At 39.2% G+C, this 16,507-nt stretch carries 15 protein-coding genes; 9 read left to right on the top strand and 6 right to left on the bottom strand.

Translation table 11 applies throughout. The features are described 5' to 3' along the window. Positions 1–110: 110 nt before the first annotated feature. The gene (locus B806_RS0118755; protein WP_017399965.1) at positions 111–578 is read left to right on the top strand and encodes an Lrp/AsnC family transcriptional regulator; all 468 of its coding nucleotides are present in this window, start codon (positions 111–113) and stop codon (positions 576–578) included. 89 nt (positions 579–667) lie between these two features. Here the strand turns inward: B806_RS0118755 and eat are convergent, their stop codons facing one another. After that, positions 668–2,083, bottom strand: coding sequence for an ethanolamine permease (gene eat, locus B806_RS0118750; protein ID WP_017403353.1), 1,416 nt, complete (start codon positions 2,081–2,083; stop codon positions 668–670). 181 nt (positions 2,084–2,264) lie between these two features. Between eat and B806_RS0118745 the strand changes: the two genes are divergently transcribed. The 3 genes from B806_RS0118745 to B806_RS0118735 all read left to right on the top strand — a co-directional run bounded on the left by B806_RS0118745 (position 2,265) and on the right by B806_RS0118735 (position 6,008). Continuing rightward, complete coding sequence (locus B806_RS0118745) at positions 2,265–3,266, top strand: phosphotransferase (protein WP_017403352.1); 1,002 nt, start codon at positions 2,265–2,267, stop codon at positions 3,264–3,266. Positions 3,267–3,339: 73 nt separating this feature from the next. Next, positions 3,340–4,665: a phosphoserine phosphatase gene (locus tag B806_RS0118740; RefSeq protein WP_017403351.1), complete on the top strand. Its 1,326-nt coding sequence runs from the start codon at positions 3,340–3,342 to the stop codon at positions 4,663–4,665. Positions 4,666–4,973: 308 nt separating this feature from the next. Next, the gene (locus B806_RS0118735) at positions 4,974–6,008 is read left to right on the top strand and encodes an AraC family transcriptional regulator (protein ID WP_031944714.1); all 1,035 of its coding nucleotides are present in this window, start codon (positions 4,974–4,976) and stop codon (positions 6,006–6,008) included. A 148-nt stretch (positions 6,009–6,156) separates the two neighbouring features. On the opposite strand, the gene B806_RS0118730 is transcribed toward B806_RS0118735, so the two are convergent. Continuing rightward, complete coding sequence (locus tag B806_RS0118730) at positions 6,157–7,497, bottom strand: aspartate aminotransferase family protein (protein ID WP_017403349.1); 1,341 nt, start codon at positions 7,495–7,497, stop codon at positions 6,157–6,159. Between the two features lie 403 nt (positions 7,498–7,900). Here B806_RS0118730 and mutS point away from each other — a divergent pair, with 403 nt between their 5' ends. The 5 genes from mutS (at position 7,901) to B806_RS0118705 (ending at position 13,460) form a co-directional block, all read left to right on the top strand. After that, entirely contained in the window at positions 7,901–10,540 is a 2,640-nt protein-coding gene (mutS, locus tag B806_RS0118725; RefSeq protein ID WP_017403348.1) for a DNA mismatch repair protein MutS, read from the top strand. A 61-nt stretch (positions 10,541–10,601) separates the two neighbouring features. After that, the gene (locus tag B806_RS0118720; RefSeq protein ID WP_017403347.1) at positions 10,602–11,132 is read left to right on the top strand and encodes a GNAT family N-acetyltransferase; all 531 of its coding nucleotides are present in this window, start codon (positions 10,602–10,604) and stop codon (positions 11,130–11,132) included. A gap of 344 nt (positions 11,133–11,476) precedes the next feature. Beyond that, positions 11,477–11,800, top strand: a complete 324-nt coding sequence (gene fdxA / locus B806_RS0118715) for a ferredoxin FdxA (protein ID WP_002051033.1) — start codon at positions 11,477–11,479, stop codon at positions 11,798–11,800. Positions 11,801–11,931: 131 nt separating this feature from the next. After that, positions 11,932–12,654 (top strand): D-Ala-D-Ala carboxypeptidase family metallohydrolase, encoded by a 723-nt coding sequence (locus tag B806_RS0118710; RefSeq protein WP_174724152.1) that lies wholly within the window; start codon positions 11,932–11,934, stop codon positions 12,652–12,654. Between the two features lie 137 nt (positions 12,655–12,791). Beyond that, the gene (locus tag B806_RS0118705) at positions 12,792–13,460 is read left to right on the top strand and encodes an O-methyltransferase (protein ID WP_017399972.1); all 669 of its coding nucleotides are present in this window, start codon (positions 12,792–12,794) and stop codon (positions 13,458–13,460) included. A 116-nt stretch (positions 13,461–13,576) separates the two neighbouring features. Here B806_RS0118705 and B806_RS0118700 read toward each other — a convergent pair whose 3' ends face one another. The 4 genes from B806_RS0118700 to B806_RS0118685 form a co-directional block, all read right to left on the bottom strand. Then, positions 13,577–14,419 (bottom strand): universal stress protein, encoded by an 843-nt coding sequence (locus B806_RS0118700; protein WP_002115820.1) that lies wholly within the window; start codon positions 14,417–14,419, stop codon positions 13,577–13,579. 155 nt (positions 14,420–14,574) lie between these two features. Then, positions 14,575–15,186: a chloramphenicol acetyltransferase CAT gene (locus tag B806_RS0118695; protein ID WP_002115833.1), complete on the bottom strand. Its 612-nt coding sequence runs from the start codon at positions 15,184–15,186 to the stop codon at positions 14,575–14,577. Further along, positions 15,179–15,778 (bottom strand): YigZ family protein, encoded by a 600-nt coding sequence (locus B806_RS0118690; protein ID WP_005070172.1) that lies wholly within the window; start codon positions 15,776–15,778, stop codon positions 15,179–15,181. The genes B806_RS0118695 and B806_RS0118690 overlap by 8 nt, the downstream gene beginning before the upstream one ends. A 92-nt stretch (positions 15,779–15,870) precedes the next feature. Continuing rightward, positions 15,871–16,507: HlyD family type I secretion periplasmic adaptor subunit (locus B806_RS0118685; RefSeq protein ID WP_017403346.1), on the bottom strand; the 637-nt coding region annotated here is incomplete at its 5' end.

Raw genomic sequence — 16,507 nt, 5'->3', positions numbered from 1 at the left:
TAACGTTACGTTATCTTTAGAGGGAAGTACTGTCCATTATTTTGGCTAGGATCACCCTCAATAAAACGATTAAATAACTCTATATTTAAAGTTTAATGAGAGATTTACTCATGTCAGATATTTCTTTAGATAATTTTGACTACGCAATCTTAAGAATACTTCAAAAAGACAATAAGACTTCGCATCGAGAAATTTCTGAAAAAATTGGCTTATCGGCTGCTTCCGTGCAAAGACGTATATCGCGTATGGAAGAAAAGGAAATAATTTTAAAAAATTGCGCTATTTTAAATCCGCTTAAATTTGGTGAAAAAATTACGTCTATTATTGAAGTCCGCCTTAGCGAAGACCGCTCTGTAGTTATGGACAGAGCGAAGCAATACTTTGCTTCTGTTGAAGAAATTCAACAGTGCTACTTCGTGAATGGAGGTGTCTCTTTTATCATTATTATGCTGAGCAATAACTTATCTCATTTTGAAAGTTTGGTTAGAAAACATTTTGCTGATAATGAAGATGTAAAAACATATCGAACCTTAATTGTTTTAGACCGCGTGAAAGTAAACTTTGAGTTAAATATTTAAACTTTTCTATTTTGGTTTCTAAACTTTTTAGTCGTTTTATAAAGCTTAAAAAAGAGGCCGAAGCCTCTTTATTTTTATCGCAATCAAACTCAGTCATCAATCATGGCGAACTCTTGCTCAGGCGTGCCTTTCACTAAATGGTGACGGCTATATAACAAGTAATAGAGTATAAATCCGACATAAATAAGCGCGGCCAATAACCAAACTTTTGGATTTACCATTAAACCTGCAACTACAGCAACAGCAGCGAGAACCAAGGCAATACAAGACGTCCACATTCCACCAGGCGTTTTATACGGGCGTGGTAATTCAGGACGAGATAAACGCAACTTGATATGTGAAAGCATCATCAACACATAAGAAATTGTTGCGCCGAATACAGCCATTAAAATGAGTAAGTCGCCCTCACCTGTTAAAGAAAGTAAAAACCCAATAATGCCCGGAATGATAATGGCCCAGTATGGCGCCTTATTTTCATTGGTAAGCGATAAGTTTTTTGGCAAATATCCCGCACGTGACAATGCAAAAATCTGACGCGAATAGGCATATATAATTGAGAAGAAACTTGCGATAAGTCCCGCAAGACCTACAAAGTTAACAAAGCTTGCCAACCATGTGTGCTGACCATATACCGTAATGAGGGCATCAACTAAAGGTGCTCCTGAATTTTTTAAAGCATTTGAACCCGCTGCGCCTGCTCCTAAAAATAAAATTAAAAGTGCAAACGATGCCAATATCAACATTGACCCAATCAAACCGCGTGGTAACGAACGTACTGGATCTTTTGCTTCTTCGGCTGCCAGTGGTACCCCTTCAACTGCAAGAAAAAACCAGATGGCATAAGGTACTGCGGCCCATATTCCCATATAGCCAAACGGTAAAAATTGACTCGCACCTGCATGAGTGCTGACTGGAATATCAAACAATCGTGCACTGTCAAAATGTGGAAGCATCGCAACAATGAATACGACCAGTGCAATACAAGCAACTGCGGTAATTCCAAACATGATTTTAAGCGCTTCACCTGCACCTTTTAAATGAATGCCCATGAAAACTAAATAGCAAATTAAATAAACAGCCCAACCGCCAATTCCAAAGAGTGATTCGCAATATGAACCGATAAATACGGCAATCGCAGCAGGTGCAATTGCATATTCAATTAAAATCGCAGTCCCTGTGAGGTATCCTCCAAAAGGACCAAATGCAACGCGGGCAAAACTATAGCCACCGCCAGCGGTAGGTAACATCGTTGACATCTCAGACATTACAAAGCTCATGCAGAGATACATAAACGCGACGATGACTGTTGCAATAAAGAGTCCACCCCAGCCGCCTTGTGCCAGCCCAAAATTCCAACCCGCAAAGTCACCCGAAATGACGTAAGAAACACCTAGCCCCACCAAAAGTAACCAACCTACTGCCCCCTTTTTTAACTGACGTTTTGCAAAATACTCTGCGTCCTGTTGTAGAGCACCCACATCTACGCTTAATTCTGACTCTTTCATTGTCGTATTGCCTTATCGACCAAATTTACACCACCAATAGTTGCGCAAAAGATATTCATAAAACTTGACAGCAAAACATCTCCCCGACCACTTGAAGTCAAGTTGATTCATTTTTTCTTTTATAAGATCGACGGCATCTCAACACAGAACGTGTTTAAAAATTAAATTGAGGAGTTGGGTTATGTCTGTAGAACAAAATGAATTTTTAAGCCAAGTTCAATTACAAATACTGGCAGAACAAGCAATTAAGCAATATCCCTCGGAATATCAAGGACAGGTCAAACTGCTGTGTCAGTCTGAAAATGCAACCTTTCAGATTTCAACTGGCTCTACCCGATATGCACTTCGAATTCACCGTCCCAGCTATCACAGCAAACTCGATATACAAAGCGAGCTTGAATGGTTAGATGCTTTAAATGCGAGTGGTATTCAAGTTCCTGTTGCGATTGCAGATCAATCAGGTGAGCGTGTCATTACTTTAAAACTATCGAATGATATTTATCGTTATGCAGTCCTTTTCAACTGGGTTGAGGGCGATATGCCGACTGTTGAAGTTGACCCCACTGCATTTGAGCAACTAGGGCAAATTACCGCAAAGTTGCACGTACATAGTAAGACATGGCAAGCGCCTGAAAACTTTCAACGTATTGTGTGGAATCATGAAACCATGATCGGTGCTGATGGACACTGGGGAAACTGGAAAAATGCACCTCATTTAAGACCTCAAGATCACGGCGTGATTGAAGAAGCCATTGCACAAATTTCGAAAGATTTAAACTTTTTTGGTAAAACCCAAGAACGCTATGGCCTGATTCATGCCGATTTGCGTTTAACCAATTTATTACTACAACAAGAACGTATCGGTGTGATCGATTTTGATGACTGCGGCATGAGCTGGTTTATGCATGATCTCGCCGCTGCGATTAGCTTCAATGAACATTATGCAAATGCACCTCATTGGGTTGATTACTGGTTAAAAGGCTACGAGCGCGTAGGTCATATTCAGTCTGAAGAATATGAAATGATCCCGACTTTTATCATGCAACGCCGCATTCAAATGATGGCTTGGAATGGTTCTCACGCACAAACAGAAATGGCTCAAAGTCTTGGAGACAAATGGTCCAATGAAACTGTGCGTCTTTGTAAAAAATATCTAAATGGACAAATGCCTGTCGGAATTTGAAAAGTGATTTAGATCGCTTTTCCTCATTTTCAATTTTTGTTTTTAAATTATATAGAATTTAAAGGAAGGGTTTATGCAAGCTACCCATCAACTGAGCAAGGTTGCCAAAGCACTATTACTCACCAGTAGTCTGGCAAGTATGGTTGCTCTAAGCGCATGTAATTACAACCCTCTACAAAGTACATCTCCCGCAGTCGCTATTCCTAAAAAGGAATATATCCAAAAAGGTCAATGGGACACTTTTAACTTTAACCAACTTAACCAATTGATTGCTACTTACGGAAAAGATAGCCCTAACTACAATCCTGAAAAACGCCCATATATTGTCACTGACTTTGACAATACTTCGGTATTTTTAGACATCGAAGAAGCAACGTTAATTTATCAGCTTGAACACTTAGCGTTTAATGTCACGCCAGAGCAGCTTAATCAGATTATTCGTAAAGGGATTAGCTCGCAAAACTTTGAAGCGGCCTACAATAACCAGCAAGGCCAAGCCGTCAATATTGATAAAATTGCCCCAGATATTATTGCCAGCTACACATGGCTTTATCACCACTATAGCGGTCTAAAAGGCAAGCAAAGTCTCGATCAAATTAAACAAGATCCGCATTATCTCGATTTCATTACTAAAATGAGATATCTATATGCGGCAATTGGAGACACGTTTGATCATGAAGTTGCATATCCGTGGGTCACTTATTTATTTACTGGGCTTACCGAACAACAAGTCCGTAATTTGGTAAAAGCAACGGTGGCTTGGCAAATTCAGCAACCGATTGGACCTGTGACATGGACCTCTCCCGCTGCACTTTCGGGTCAAGCAGGCGTTGTGAAAACCACTTGGGAAAATGGTTTAAGACCATACCGTGAAATGCAAAATCTATTTAAGGCCTTTCAGGATAATGGCATTGATGTCTATGTCTGTTCGGCATCTTTTATTGATGTGATTAAGGAAATTATTTCTAATCCAGACATCGGCTATAACATTAATGAAAAAAATGCCTACGCCATGGAGTTGGAACGAGATGCACAAAATCGAATTTTACCCGAGTTTCGTCATGGCTATGCGCAAACTCAAGGTAAAGGCAAAACCGCAACCATCCAGCGTTTTTTAGTCTCTAAATATGGTTACGGACCAATTTTTATCGCAGGTGACAGTGAAGGCGATCAAAATATGATGCAAGATTTTGCGGCGACTCAGAAGGTTCTGATCATCAACCGATTGCGCAGTCCGAGTTCTGATATTGGAAAGTTTTCTCAGCAGGCTGTGCAGGGCTATGGTCAAGCCAATACTAAGTTTTTACTACAGGGCCGCGATGCCAATACAGGTCAATTTAGACCTTCAATGGCCAGTTTAAGTTATGGTGCTCAAACGGCAAAAACTACAAAAAATTAGTATTTCACTTATTTTCTCATGCCTACAATACATGTTGTATGCATGAGAAGCCGCTTAATTTCTTGTTTTAGTTCTGCCCTTTTTGCCTATCTCTAATACATTTTCTGCCTTCTTTTAGTTCGCTACCCAACCTAAAATACAACTCTTGATCTCTTCTTAAAGAATCAAGCCTGAAACTTAAAACAGCAAAACATAAGTTATTATTTTATAAAAACTTTTAACAAAACAAAATCATGGACGTAAGCAAAAACTGGTATGGCTTTTGCTTAATATAAGAATAGTTAGGAATAAATATCATGAGACTTGACATGTTACATCTCAACCCAGCTCATCTTGTCGATTCAAATATGTGTAATCAAGGTGTATTGTCTGCAGCCGCCTCTGGATTAAGCGAGTTTATTCGTCAAAAAGGTGCAGATGTTGATCGCGTTTTAGGTATTAGTGGTATTAATCCTGAACTTTTAATCAGCCCAACGTTGAGCTTACAACTACCCAATTATTGCAAGGTGCTAGAACAGGCAGCATTGGTTTCAGGTTGTGATAATTTTGGTCTGCATTATGGTCAACAGTTTCAACCCAAATCCTTAGGGCTAATTGGGTACATAGGTCTTTGTTCAAACACATTAGAGTCTGCACTCATGAACATGACCAATAACTTTTATTTGCATCAGAAAGATACCCTCAATCGGATGGTCGATTTAGGAGATAGCTGGCGCATAGATTATCAGGTCCAACACGGCGCGATTTTAACTCGTCGCCAAGATGCAGAACTGACTATGGGCATGTTTATGAATGTGATCCGTGAAGTGATGGGTCCTCATTATTCACCACGCGCGATTCACTTTGAACATACTCGACCTGAATTTTGGCAAGAACATAGCAAATTATTTAATGCGCCTGTTTATTTTGATCAACCTTTTAACTCCATCATCATTTCAAAAAAAGACGTCCAGCATAGTATGCCGGGGCGTGATTCTATTTTATTAACAGTGATTCTAGATACGTTGCACCTACTCAATCGCTCGTCTCAAAGTCAAAGTCTTGCAGATCAAGTTCGCTCTCACATCCAACTTGAATTGAGTGAAGGTGAACCAAATCTTGAAAAAATCGCTCATGATATTGGTTTAAGTAGTTGTGCCCTTACCCGTCGTCTAAAAAATGAAGGACTCACCTTTACCCATTTAGTCGATCAGGTTCGTTGTGAGTTGGCCGAACATTATATTAAGCAGAAAAATATTCCAATTTCAGAAATGGCATTCTTATTAGGTTACTCAGAAGTAAGTGCTTTATCTCGTGCATTTAAACGTTGGTTTGGTGTTACCCCACGTCAATTAAGACACTAAAACATCGCAAATACAGGCCTTGAATAAAGGCCTTTTTATTATTTAAGCAAATCGAGATAACTTCTAACGACACATAAGATATGAACAATAAAATACCCTTCAAATTAGATTTAACATCCAACTTGAAGGGTATTTTTTATAGAAGGTCTTACTTTAATTTTGTTAAGGCTTGATCTAAAGCACCGACTAACCAATCAATATCTTTTGTTTGGAAAGCCAAAGGTGGGCGCAGTTTCAATACGTTGCCATAAGGACCTGCAACTGAGGTTAAAACTCGATGAGTATTTCTGAGCTCTTCAATAAGGTTCAAAGCTAATGCTTTATTCGGCTCTTTAGTGGTTCTGTCTTTAACCAGTTCAAACCCTATAAATAAACCAGCGCCACGGACATCGCCAACCACCTCATGTTTATCCATAAGTTTAGTGAGTTCTTTTAGAAGTAGCCCTCCCACATATTTGCTATGAGTTTGCAATTCTTCTTCCTGAATCACTTTAAGTACAGCCTGTGCCGCTGCCATAGAAACAGGATTACCGCCAAAGGTATTAAAATATGGAATTTTATCGCTAAAAGCAGCGAGGACTTCACTCTTGGCTAAAAGCCCTGACACAGGAACTCCGTTCCCCATTGGTTTACCTGTTGTAATGACATCAGGCACAACATTGTGGCGACCAAAGCCCCAGAAAGAATCGCCAGTGCGCGCGAACCCCGGTTGTACTTCATCAGCAATAAAGATTCCCCCATTGGCATGCACGACATCAACCGCTTTTTGTAAGAACCCAACAGGATTAGGCATGACACCGTCAGAAGAAAATATTGAGTCCGCTAAAAAACCTGCAAACTTGATGCCTTTTGCGTTCATATCGTCAATTTGCTGTTGAATCTGCTGTGCGAACCATTCACCTAAATCATCAGTTTGAATCCGATAATAATCAGGTGCCGGAACTAGGCGAGTTGTAGCATCTAAAGGCTGCTCAGTTCCAAGTGCTGGAGAACATCCTGATGTTAAACTACTGGTTCCATGATACGATTCTTGAGACACAATAATTCCTGTACCACCGCTATATTCGCGGGCAATACGAATCGCTAAATCATTCGCTTCCGAACCTGTACACATATACATGGCACGGTCAATTTCATCGGGAGTGGTTTGTAAGAGTTCTTCGGTATAATCCAAAATATTTTCATGTAAATAGCGGGTATGGGTATTAAGCATTTTCATTTGCTCATTTACCGCTTCAATCACCGCAGGATGACAATGACCAATGCTGGCAACATTGTTGTAAACATCTAGATATTTATGACCTGCTGCATCCCATAAATATTGCCCCTGTCCTTTCACCAGATGCACGGGATTACGATAAAACAAGCGATAGGATTCACCTAAAATTTTATTTCTTTTATCGGTCAGTTTGCGGGTAGCATGGTCCAGCTCAGCAGCATGTTCTGGACGAAAGCTATTGGTATCCATAATGGTTGAACGCGTACCCATGAATGACTCCTCTATTTATATTCAGCATACTTTTGCACAAGACGATAACTGACGTAGGCAATTCATACTCTGATTCGAAATATTTCAGTATTTGATTGAAGTTACGCAAACCATATTGCTTAAGTATCTTGAAAAAAACTTGACCTCAGACCACTTAAGCCACAATTTGAAGTCAACTTATTGGTCTTATATTTCAGGGTTTCACTACTCTTTTTTTCAATAACTCAAATTTGTTACCATTACACATCTGGAGTGACTCCAAATCGCTTTATACTATGGATGCCAATTTTCAAAGTTCATCCAGTTGTGTTCTTTTCTTGAATGACATTCATTTTTAAAAGACTTGAAATTGGTTAGATGACCAAACGTAAAATATTATTGATTTTTTAAGGGTTTAATACGCATGAATAGCGCTGAAATCATGGCTGACTTATCTTCTCACACACCTATGATGCAGCAATATCTCAAAGTTAAAACGGACTATCAACATGCGTTGCTGTTCTACCGTATGGGTGACTTTTATGAACTCTTCTTTGAAGATGCTCATTTAGCAGCCAAGCTTTTAGGCATTACCTTAACCCATCGTGGCAAAGCTAGTGGCCGACCTATTCCAATGGCGGGTGTTCCCTATCACTCGGCAGAAGGTTATTTGGCGCGTCTTGTTAAAGCTGGGCGTACTGTCGCCATTTGCGAACAAGTTGGAGAAGTAACAGGTAAAGGCCCTGTTGAACGTAAAGTTGTTCGTATTCTGACCCCTGGTACATTAACTGATGATGCATTACTCAGCAGTTATCAATCATCTAATCTCGTTTCATTGTGCATTCATCAAAACCAGATTGGTTTTGCTTTACTTGACTTGAGTGCAGGCATTTTTAAAGTTCAACAACAAGATTACAAGCCAGAACAATTGCCTATTGAACTTGCGCGTTTAATGCCAAGTGAGATCTTGATTGATGAAGACTTGGTCGATACCAATATTATCGAACAAATTAAAAAGCATTTAGATTGCCCTGTTACTAAACGTCCAAATGTAGACTTCAACCTAAATAATGCACAAAAAACCTTATGTGATCAGTTTACAGTATCAACACTTTCAGGTTTTGGTTTAGACCCATTACCTTTAGCCAAAGCTGCTGCCGCTGCACTTATTCACTATGCAAAAGAAACCCAAAAAACTGCATTACCGCATATTCGTTCAATCCAACTTGAACAAAGTACAGACTTTATTGCGCTCGACCCAATTACACGTCGCAACTTAGAAATTATCGAACCATTATTTGAACACGGAACATCATTATTCCAACTAGTAAATGATTGCCAAACTGCAATGGGCGGCCGTCTATTAAGCCGCACACTCATGCAACCTGTGCGTGATACTGCATTACTTGATGCTCGTTTAGATGCGATTGAGCAACTCATTCAGGGATATCACGAAAACCCAGTTCGTTTAGTGCTTAAAGAAATTGGTGATATTGAACGTGTGCTTAGCCGCGTTGCACTAGGCAGTGCGCGACCACGTGATTTGGTGCAACTTCGTCATGCATGTGCACAAATTCCAGCTTTAAGAACGGCGTTAACTCCAGTCATTCAAGCGAAGAAATCTAAGTTATTAGTTCAACTAGATGAAGAACTTGGTGATTTTAAAGCGCTTCATCAACATTTAATGGCAGCAATCGTTGAAAACCCTCCCGTATTACTTCGTGATGGCAATGTAATTGCAGAAGGATATGATGCTGAGCTTGATGAATTACGCCAAATTCGTGATCATGCAGGTCAATTCTTAATTGATCTAGAAATTAAAGAGCGTGAACGTACAGGAATTAATACCCTTAAAATCGGTTATAACCGTGTAAGCGGTTACTATATTGAACTGACTCGTGCTCAAGCAGAACAAGCGCCAGCCGACTATATCCGTCGTCAAACTTTAAAGAATGCTGAACGCTACATTACCCCTGAACTTAAGAGTTTTGAAGATAAGGTCCTGTCGAGCGAGTCGCGTGCACTCTCTCGTGAAAAAGCATTATTCGAAGCTTTGCTTGAAAACCTGCGCGAAAATATCGCTCACCTACAAATGATGAGTTCAGCAATTGCTCAAATTGATGTCATTGCAAACTTTGCTCATCAAGCACGTTTAAATAATTGGGCGCGCCCTGAATTTACTCCGGAAACGGGCATTAAAATTCAGGCTGGTCGTCATCCTGTCGTTGAAGCATTAAATAAAGCACCATTTACCCCAAATGATACTTTCCTTGATGCTCAGCACCGCATGGCAATTATTACTGGTCCAAACATGGGCGGTAAATCAACCTTCATGCGCCAAACGGCATTAATCAGTTTACTTGCTTATTGCGGTAGCTATGTTCCGGCTAAAGCGGTCAAACTTGGCCCAATTGACCGAATTTTTACCCGTATTGGTTCAGCCGACGATTTATCTACAGGCAAATCTACCTTTATGGTCGAGATGACAGAAACTTCGCAAATTCTTCACCATGCCACCAACCAGTCGTTGGTATTAATGGATGAGGTTGGCCGCGGAACCAGTACTTATGACGGTTTATCTTTAGCATGGGCATGTGTGGTCGATTTAACCAAGCGCGTAAAATGTTTATGTTTATTCGCGACTCATTATTTTGAGTTGACCGAACTTGGTAGTGAAGCAGGAATCGATAACTATCATGTCACGGCGCAAGAACTGAATGGCAATCTGATTTTATTGCATAAAGTTCAGCAAGGCCCTGCGAGTCAAAGTCATGGTTTACAAGTTGCAAAATTAGCAGGTATTCCTGCCAATGTTATTAAAGAAGCGCAGAAGCGTTTACGTATTTTAGAAAAACAGCAGCAGCAACATCTACAAACCAGTTTTCAAAATGATTTGTTTGCTCCACTAGATGCAAACTCTGGTTCACAAATCATAGAGAAAGTGGTCGAGATCGAGGTTTCATCCCCTGCTCTAGATTTACTTAAGCAAATTGAAGTCGATAACTTATCGCCTCGTCAGGCGCTTGAACAACTCTACGAGCTGAAAGCTGCACTCAAATCTTAATAAAGCACTTCCGAATAAGCAGGCTTAGGTCTGCTTATTCATATCGGAGAATAATATTTATATGATCTTAAGATCTTTGCAAAGTTCAGAAATCGATCTTATTTGGCAGCAGATTAGCCGCCGTGAATTAATCACTCAAAACTACATACAAAAACAGCAAAAGCTAGAATTGGTTGATTGTTTTTTTGATGTACAAAATTGGGACTCATACCATCTAGAAAATGACCCACCTAAACTCAAACAACTCTTTGAACAAGGTTCAATATTTGTAGGCGCATTTGATGCCACAGAAAAACTTGTTGGCGTAAGTGTGGTCTCAAACCAAGTGATAACAGACTATCCTCACGCTAAATTACTTCACTATTTCTATGTCGATGCTGACCAACAAGGTCAAGGCATTGGTTCTAAACTGATGCAAGCTGCAAAAGCGTCCGCTAAACAACTCGGTGCAGACCAACTGTATATTTCAGCAACCCCAAGTCGACGCACTGTAGACTTCTATATGAAGCATGGCGCGCAACCGCTAAGTGCTCCAGATCAACAACTTTGGCAGCTCGAACCTGAAGATATTCATTTACTATGTAACGTTTAGTTCTAAAAATTTAAGGTTTTCTAAGCAAAAAAGCCGTAAATCAAAATTTGTAAAAGAAAAAATAAAAAGTTAAGGTATTTAATAAAATAGATGCCTTGACTTAAATGACATCTAAATAATTAAATAAAATATTTTTTAAGTTATTGTTTTATAAAATATATTATTATTTTAATTTTATAGATTACGCTCTGCTGGGTTTACAAGATATGTTTGATTATCAACGTATTAACTTATCTTCATATGCATGAATAAAGAATATCAATAAAAGCAATTGTTTGTTTACCCCTTTTTTGCCTAAAATAAGCTATTCGAAATGAAACCATATTTTTTAGGTAGCTGTCGCCATGACCTTTGTTGTCACTGAAAATTGTATTAAATGTAAATACCAAGATTGCGTAGAAGTTTGTCCTGTAGACTGTTTTTACGAAGGTCCGAATTTCCTAGTGATTAATCCGGATGAATGTATTGACTGTGCATTATGTGAACCAGAGTGCCCGGCAAATGCAATTTTCTCTGAAGATGAGTTACCTGAAGGTCAAGAAGTATTTATTGAATTAAATGCTGAACTTTCTCAAAAATGGCCTAACATTACTCAAATTGGCGATCAGCCAGCTGACCGTGAAGAATGGAACGGCAAACCTGATAAATTACAATATCTTGAAAAGTAATTTCAAAAAAGATCAGCAACCGCTGATCTTTTTTTATACCCTATTCAAACATTTCATTGCAAATTCCTCGTAATTTGTGCACTGTTTTGCATTAAAATACCCGCAATATTTATAAGTGCTTAATTTTTCTTATGCGGAAGTTTTTGCAGAGTATGGTGCCCTTATGCATAATCCCAGCGGTTATGATAGGTTGTGTCAGCTCTCCCCAACACACAACAACAGGCAAAACCTCTCCAAGTGGTAAACGAATCTTTATTCCACAAGAGCGCGTTATTATCGAGCGCCCAATTCCCCCTAAAGTTGAGCCTGCATCTTATCGAAGTTGGTTAAGTTCTGGTGAAAATTACCAACGTGTTCGGGAATACGAAAAATTCTTAACCCGAAATAACGTTGCAGGCATTGTGCCAAGCTTTGAGTTATTACGTTCAGCACGTGATTGGCAAAAATGTGGCCGCTCTGAATATGCTGTACCTAATCGCGAGCTATGGGGAAATTCTTTATCTACCCTACGCGTATTTAAATATTTAGTTGCAGCAAAAGTTCTTACCGACTTTGAAGTGACCTCGGTTTACCGAGATTTACCTTTAAATGAATGTGCAGGCGGTGCAAGCTCATCTAAACATTTATTTAACTCGGCAATCGATTTCCGTATTGGTCCTGAGTTCCCACAAGCTCAAGATTATGCATTTATCGAAAATACCAAGTTTAAACTTTGTCAGTTCTGGGCACAGCATGGTCAAAGCTTAAATATGGGTATTGGTCTATATAGTTCAGGTCAAATTCATATTGATACTCAAGGCTATCGTACTTGGGGACCTGACCTCACCCGCAATAGTTCAATGTGTAATTTCTAATAAAAAACTCCTTTCAACTGAAAGGAGTTTTTTTATTGTTCATTTCCCAATCAACCAAAATTTCTTGAAACGAAGATTTTTGCACTCTAGGCATAAACGTTTAAAATAGCCTGATCAACATATAGGTAAATTTGATTATGCAGCAGATGTGGACAGACATTGACCAATATATCGATTCACATTTAATTCCTGAAGACCCGCGACTCGAATATGCATTAAAGAATACCGACGAACACGGCTTTTCAAATCATCTTGCAGTGGCTCCTAACCAAGGTATGTTCTTGCAGATGCTTATTCAAATGAATAAATGCAAACGAGTTTTAGAAATCGGAACCTTTGCTGCATATAGTACCATCTGGTTAGGCCGTGCCTTACCTGAAGATGGTTATTTACTCACCATAGAAGGCCGTGCCACTCATGCCGAAATGGCACAGAAAAATATCGATCATGCCAATCTTCCTGTAAAAGTTGATCTTCGAGCTGGCCGTGCTGCAGATATCCTTTCTGCAATTGATCCTCAATCAATCGAGCCTTTTGATTTTATTTTCATTGATGCAGATAAACAGGGTTATCCTGAATATTTAGAATTGAGTCTGAAATTCTCAAGATCAGGTACGATTATCGTACTCGACAATGTAATTCGCGCAGGTGATATTTTAAATCCTGAAAATAAAAAACCGAGTATTGAAGGCATCCGTGAAATGTTTAAAGCCTTAGAAAATCATCCGCAAATCTTGTCTTGTACAGCCTTACAAACAGTTGGCTCAAAAGGTCATGATGGCTTCGCAATTGCAATTGTGAAATAATGGTTAAAAAATCATCTTTTTTATTTTATTATTTATAATCAATTAATTACTTTTATTACTGTTGCTTTTCCATATAGTTATCCACAAGATTTGCGGATAACTATATGCAAATCTCATCATTTAGCCACAAGTAATGGTACAGTCGCGTTTCGGAATATGGTTGTCGCAATACTTCCCAAGAAGAACTGGTGAATTTTGCTATGACTAAATGCCCCTAACACAATGATTTGAATACCGTGTTCTTGTTGGTACTCTAAAATATTTTGTGCAACATCGCCATAACGGTAAACGGTGACTACATCTAGACCCGCTTGTTTAAGATAATGCTCTGGTTCATTTAATATTTCTGGATGATCTCCTACATACACCAAATGACATTGCAGTGTTCGCAATAAGTCACTTTGGGCAATACGGCGCATCATTTTTTGACAAGTTGGCGAATATTCATAAGCAAAGATAAATCGTGTTGGTACTTTAAAGTTTTCACCAATGGTCAACACAGTACAATTCGCACCACGAATGAAGTTTTCAACATTGCTACCGATTGGTTTATGTTTCTCGGCTGCTCTTTCCCCGACTCGACCTAAAATAACGATGTCATTTTCATGTAAGAGATTAAAACTTTGTTCTAAAAAATCACCTTTTTCTTGAATTTTTGAACTGGTAATTCCATGTTTTTCTTGAATAAGATCAGAAATATGGCGGAGTAAATTATTACTATAGTCTAACGCGAGTTCACTTTGTTTTTGCTCTAGCTCAGCTAACTCTTTTAGCAGCATTGCATTGCTTTCAAAGCCGATTACCCCACTAATTTCACCAAGATGATAACTGGCTGGGTAATAGTCCAGAATTTGTAATAATACAAGTTCCCGTCCGGTTGCTTTAGCAACCCATGCTGCTGCATCAGCAATAGCATTAATACACGGTGATGAGTCAATACACGCAATAACACGATTCATGTTAGCCTCTCTTCTTCAGGTCTTTTGCCTTGGAGATTATTATTAAAACTTAGCTTTAACTTAACATAGATAAAAATTGGTATGTTAAGGTTTATGTATAAAAACCAACTTTTTTGTTTAAAGATCAAACATTTTATTACATTCTTAAGACTGTATTATTCTCTTAAGCGAATAAATTTTGCGGGATTTCCGCCGACAATATGGTACGGCTCAACATCTTTAGTCACCATACTATTCATCCCGACCACAGCATGTTTACCGATTTTAATACCGTCTTTGATCCCCACATGCGCACCCAACCAAACGTCTTGCTCAATTTCAATTCCTTTGGACGTAACTGGCTGCTGGTAAAGTGGACGGTCGAGTTGCATCCCATGGTCAAATGCATATAAATGGCAATAAGCGGCAATACGGACTTGATCATGCAACTTTATGCCCGTTCGTCCCCCATCTAAAATACAATGATGGTTAATCGCGACTTCATTGCCGATTTCGAGTGGTCCATGCAATGTGCAATCAGCCGCAATAAAACTATTATCCCCAATAATAATTTTGCGGCCTGGTTCAGCAAAAATATGTGCTAGCGGCGAAATAAAACAATTTTCACCAATCTCAACTGTTTCCATATCCATTAAATAAGCTTGATATTCCTTTTGCCACTCTTCAGCCCAAGCACGGTTTTTAGGTTTCAAAGTCCAATATAACCATGGCATATAGTTTAAGCGGTGCTTATGTTGCTCACGATATTTCAATAAGGAATCAGTCATCTGTTAATTCCTCTTCAATTTTTAATTCTTCACGACCACGTGTTACGTCTCTGAGTTTTAAGGCGAGCGGTTCAATTTGATGTATCTGGAGTCTCGCTTCGATATCTACCCCTGTTGCCGTATAGGTTTCCTGATATTCAATCTGTTGTTGAGTCAATTCATATTGAAATATCGCCCACTCATTAAAATGACAAGAAAAGTGAATCGTCTTCTTTGCAATCAATTCAATACGTTCAGCCAACAATAAACATTGTCCAGCACAGCCACCGTATGCTCTAACAAGGCCACCTGTTCCAAGTTTTATACCGCCATACCAGCGGTTAACCATCACAATAATATTCGTCAGGTCATTCCCTTCAATAGTCGCCAAGATTGGACGGCCTGCTGTTCCTGACGGTTCACCATCATCGTTAAAGCGTACGTTATGCCCAATTTTCCAAGCCCAACATTGATGAGTGGTTGAGATATCCTTGTTCTGTTCTAAAAATTCTTTAACCTGCTGTTCATTTTCTATTGGCGCAGCAATCGCCTGAAATCTACTTTTTTTAATTTCTTCTTCAAATGTAATCTGTGATGCAATCGTAAAAGCCATAAATAAGATAAAGTACAATAAAAATCAAATTATAACGTGAATTTAATAGAATCAAACCTATAAAAAAAGCCCCGAATCTCGGGGCTTTTTTATTATCTTTCTCGTAACGCTTCTTTGGCTTTATTAAATGGTTTAAGTAAGTAATCAAGTACTGTTTTTTGACCAGTACGAATATCTACTGTTGCCACCATACCCGGTGTAATACCAAACGCTTTACCTTCTTTATTGTAAAGCTTGTCAGAATCAGTGCGGATATAAACACGATAATAGAATTGGTCCTGTTTCACTTCATCACGAATCGTGTCTGGTGAAATAACCGTAACTTTACCTTTTAAACCACCATAAATTGAGTAGTCATAGGCCGTGATCTTAACCAGTGCTTCTTGTCCCGGACGAATAAAGGCAATGTCGCGCGGTAAAATACGCGCTTCAATCAGCAGTTGTTCGTCAATCGGTACAATCGTCATCAATTTACCGTTTTGTGGAATAACACCACCACGAGTAGTCACCGCAATTTCTTTGACGACACCACGCACCGGTGCTCTGAACACTGCGCGATCTAAACTGTCACTACGACCCAGTACAATTTGTTGTTGCGTTTCGCTATCCGTATTCGCTTTAGATAACTCTTCACGCGCTTTCACATAGTACTGATTCTGCGCATCATTCATTTTGTTTTGCAAATCATTTGCTTCACGACGTAAACGTAAAACCTCGACCTCACTTGCT

The organism is Acinetobacter sp. TG2027, from assembly GCF_000302435.1.
Taxonomy (GTDB): domain Bacteria; phylum Pseudomonadota; class Gammaproteobacteria; order Pseudomonadales; family Moraxellaceae; genus Acinetobacter; species Acinetobacter pittii.
Note: the sequence above shows the minus strand (reverse complement) of the source record. Positions and strands in the feature narration are given on the sequence as shown.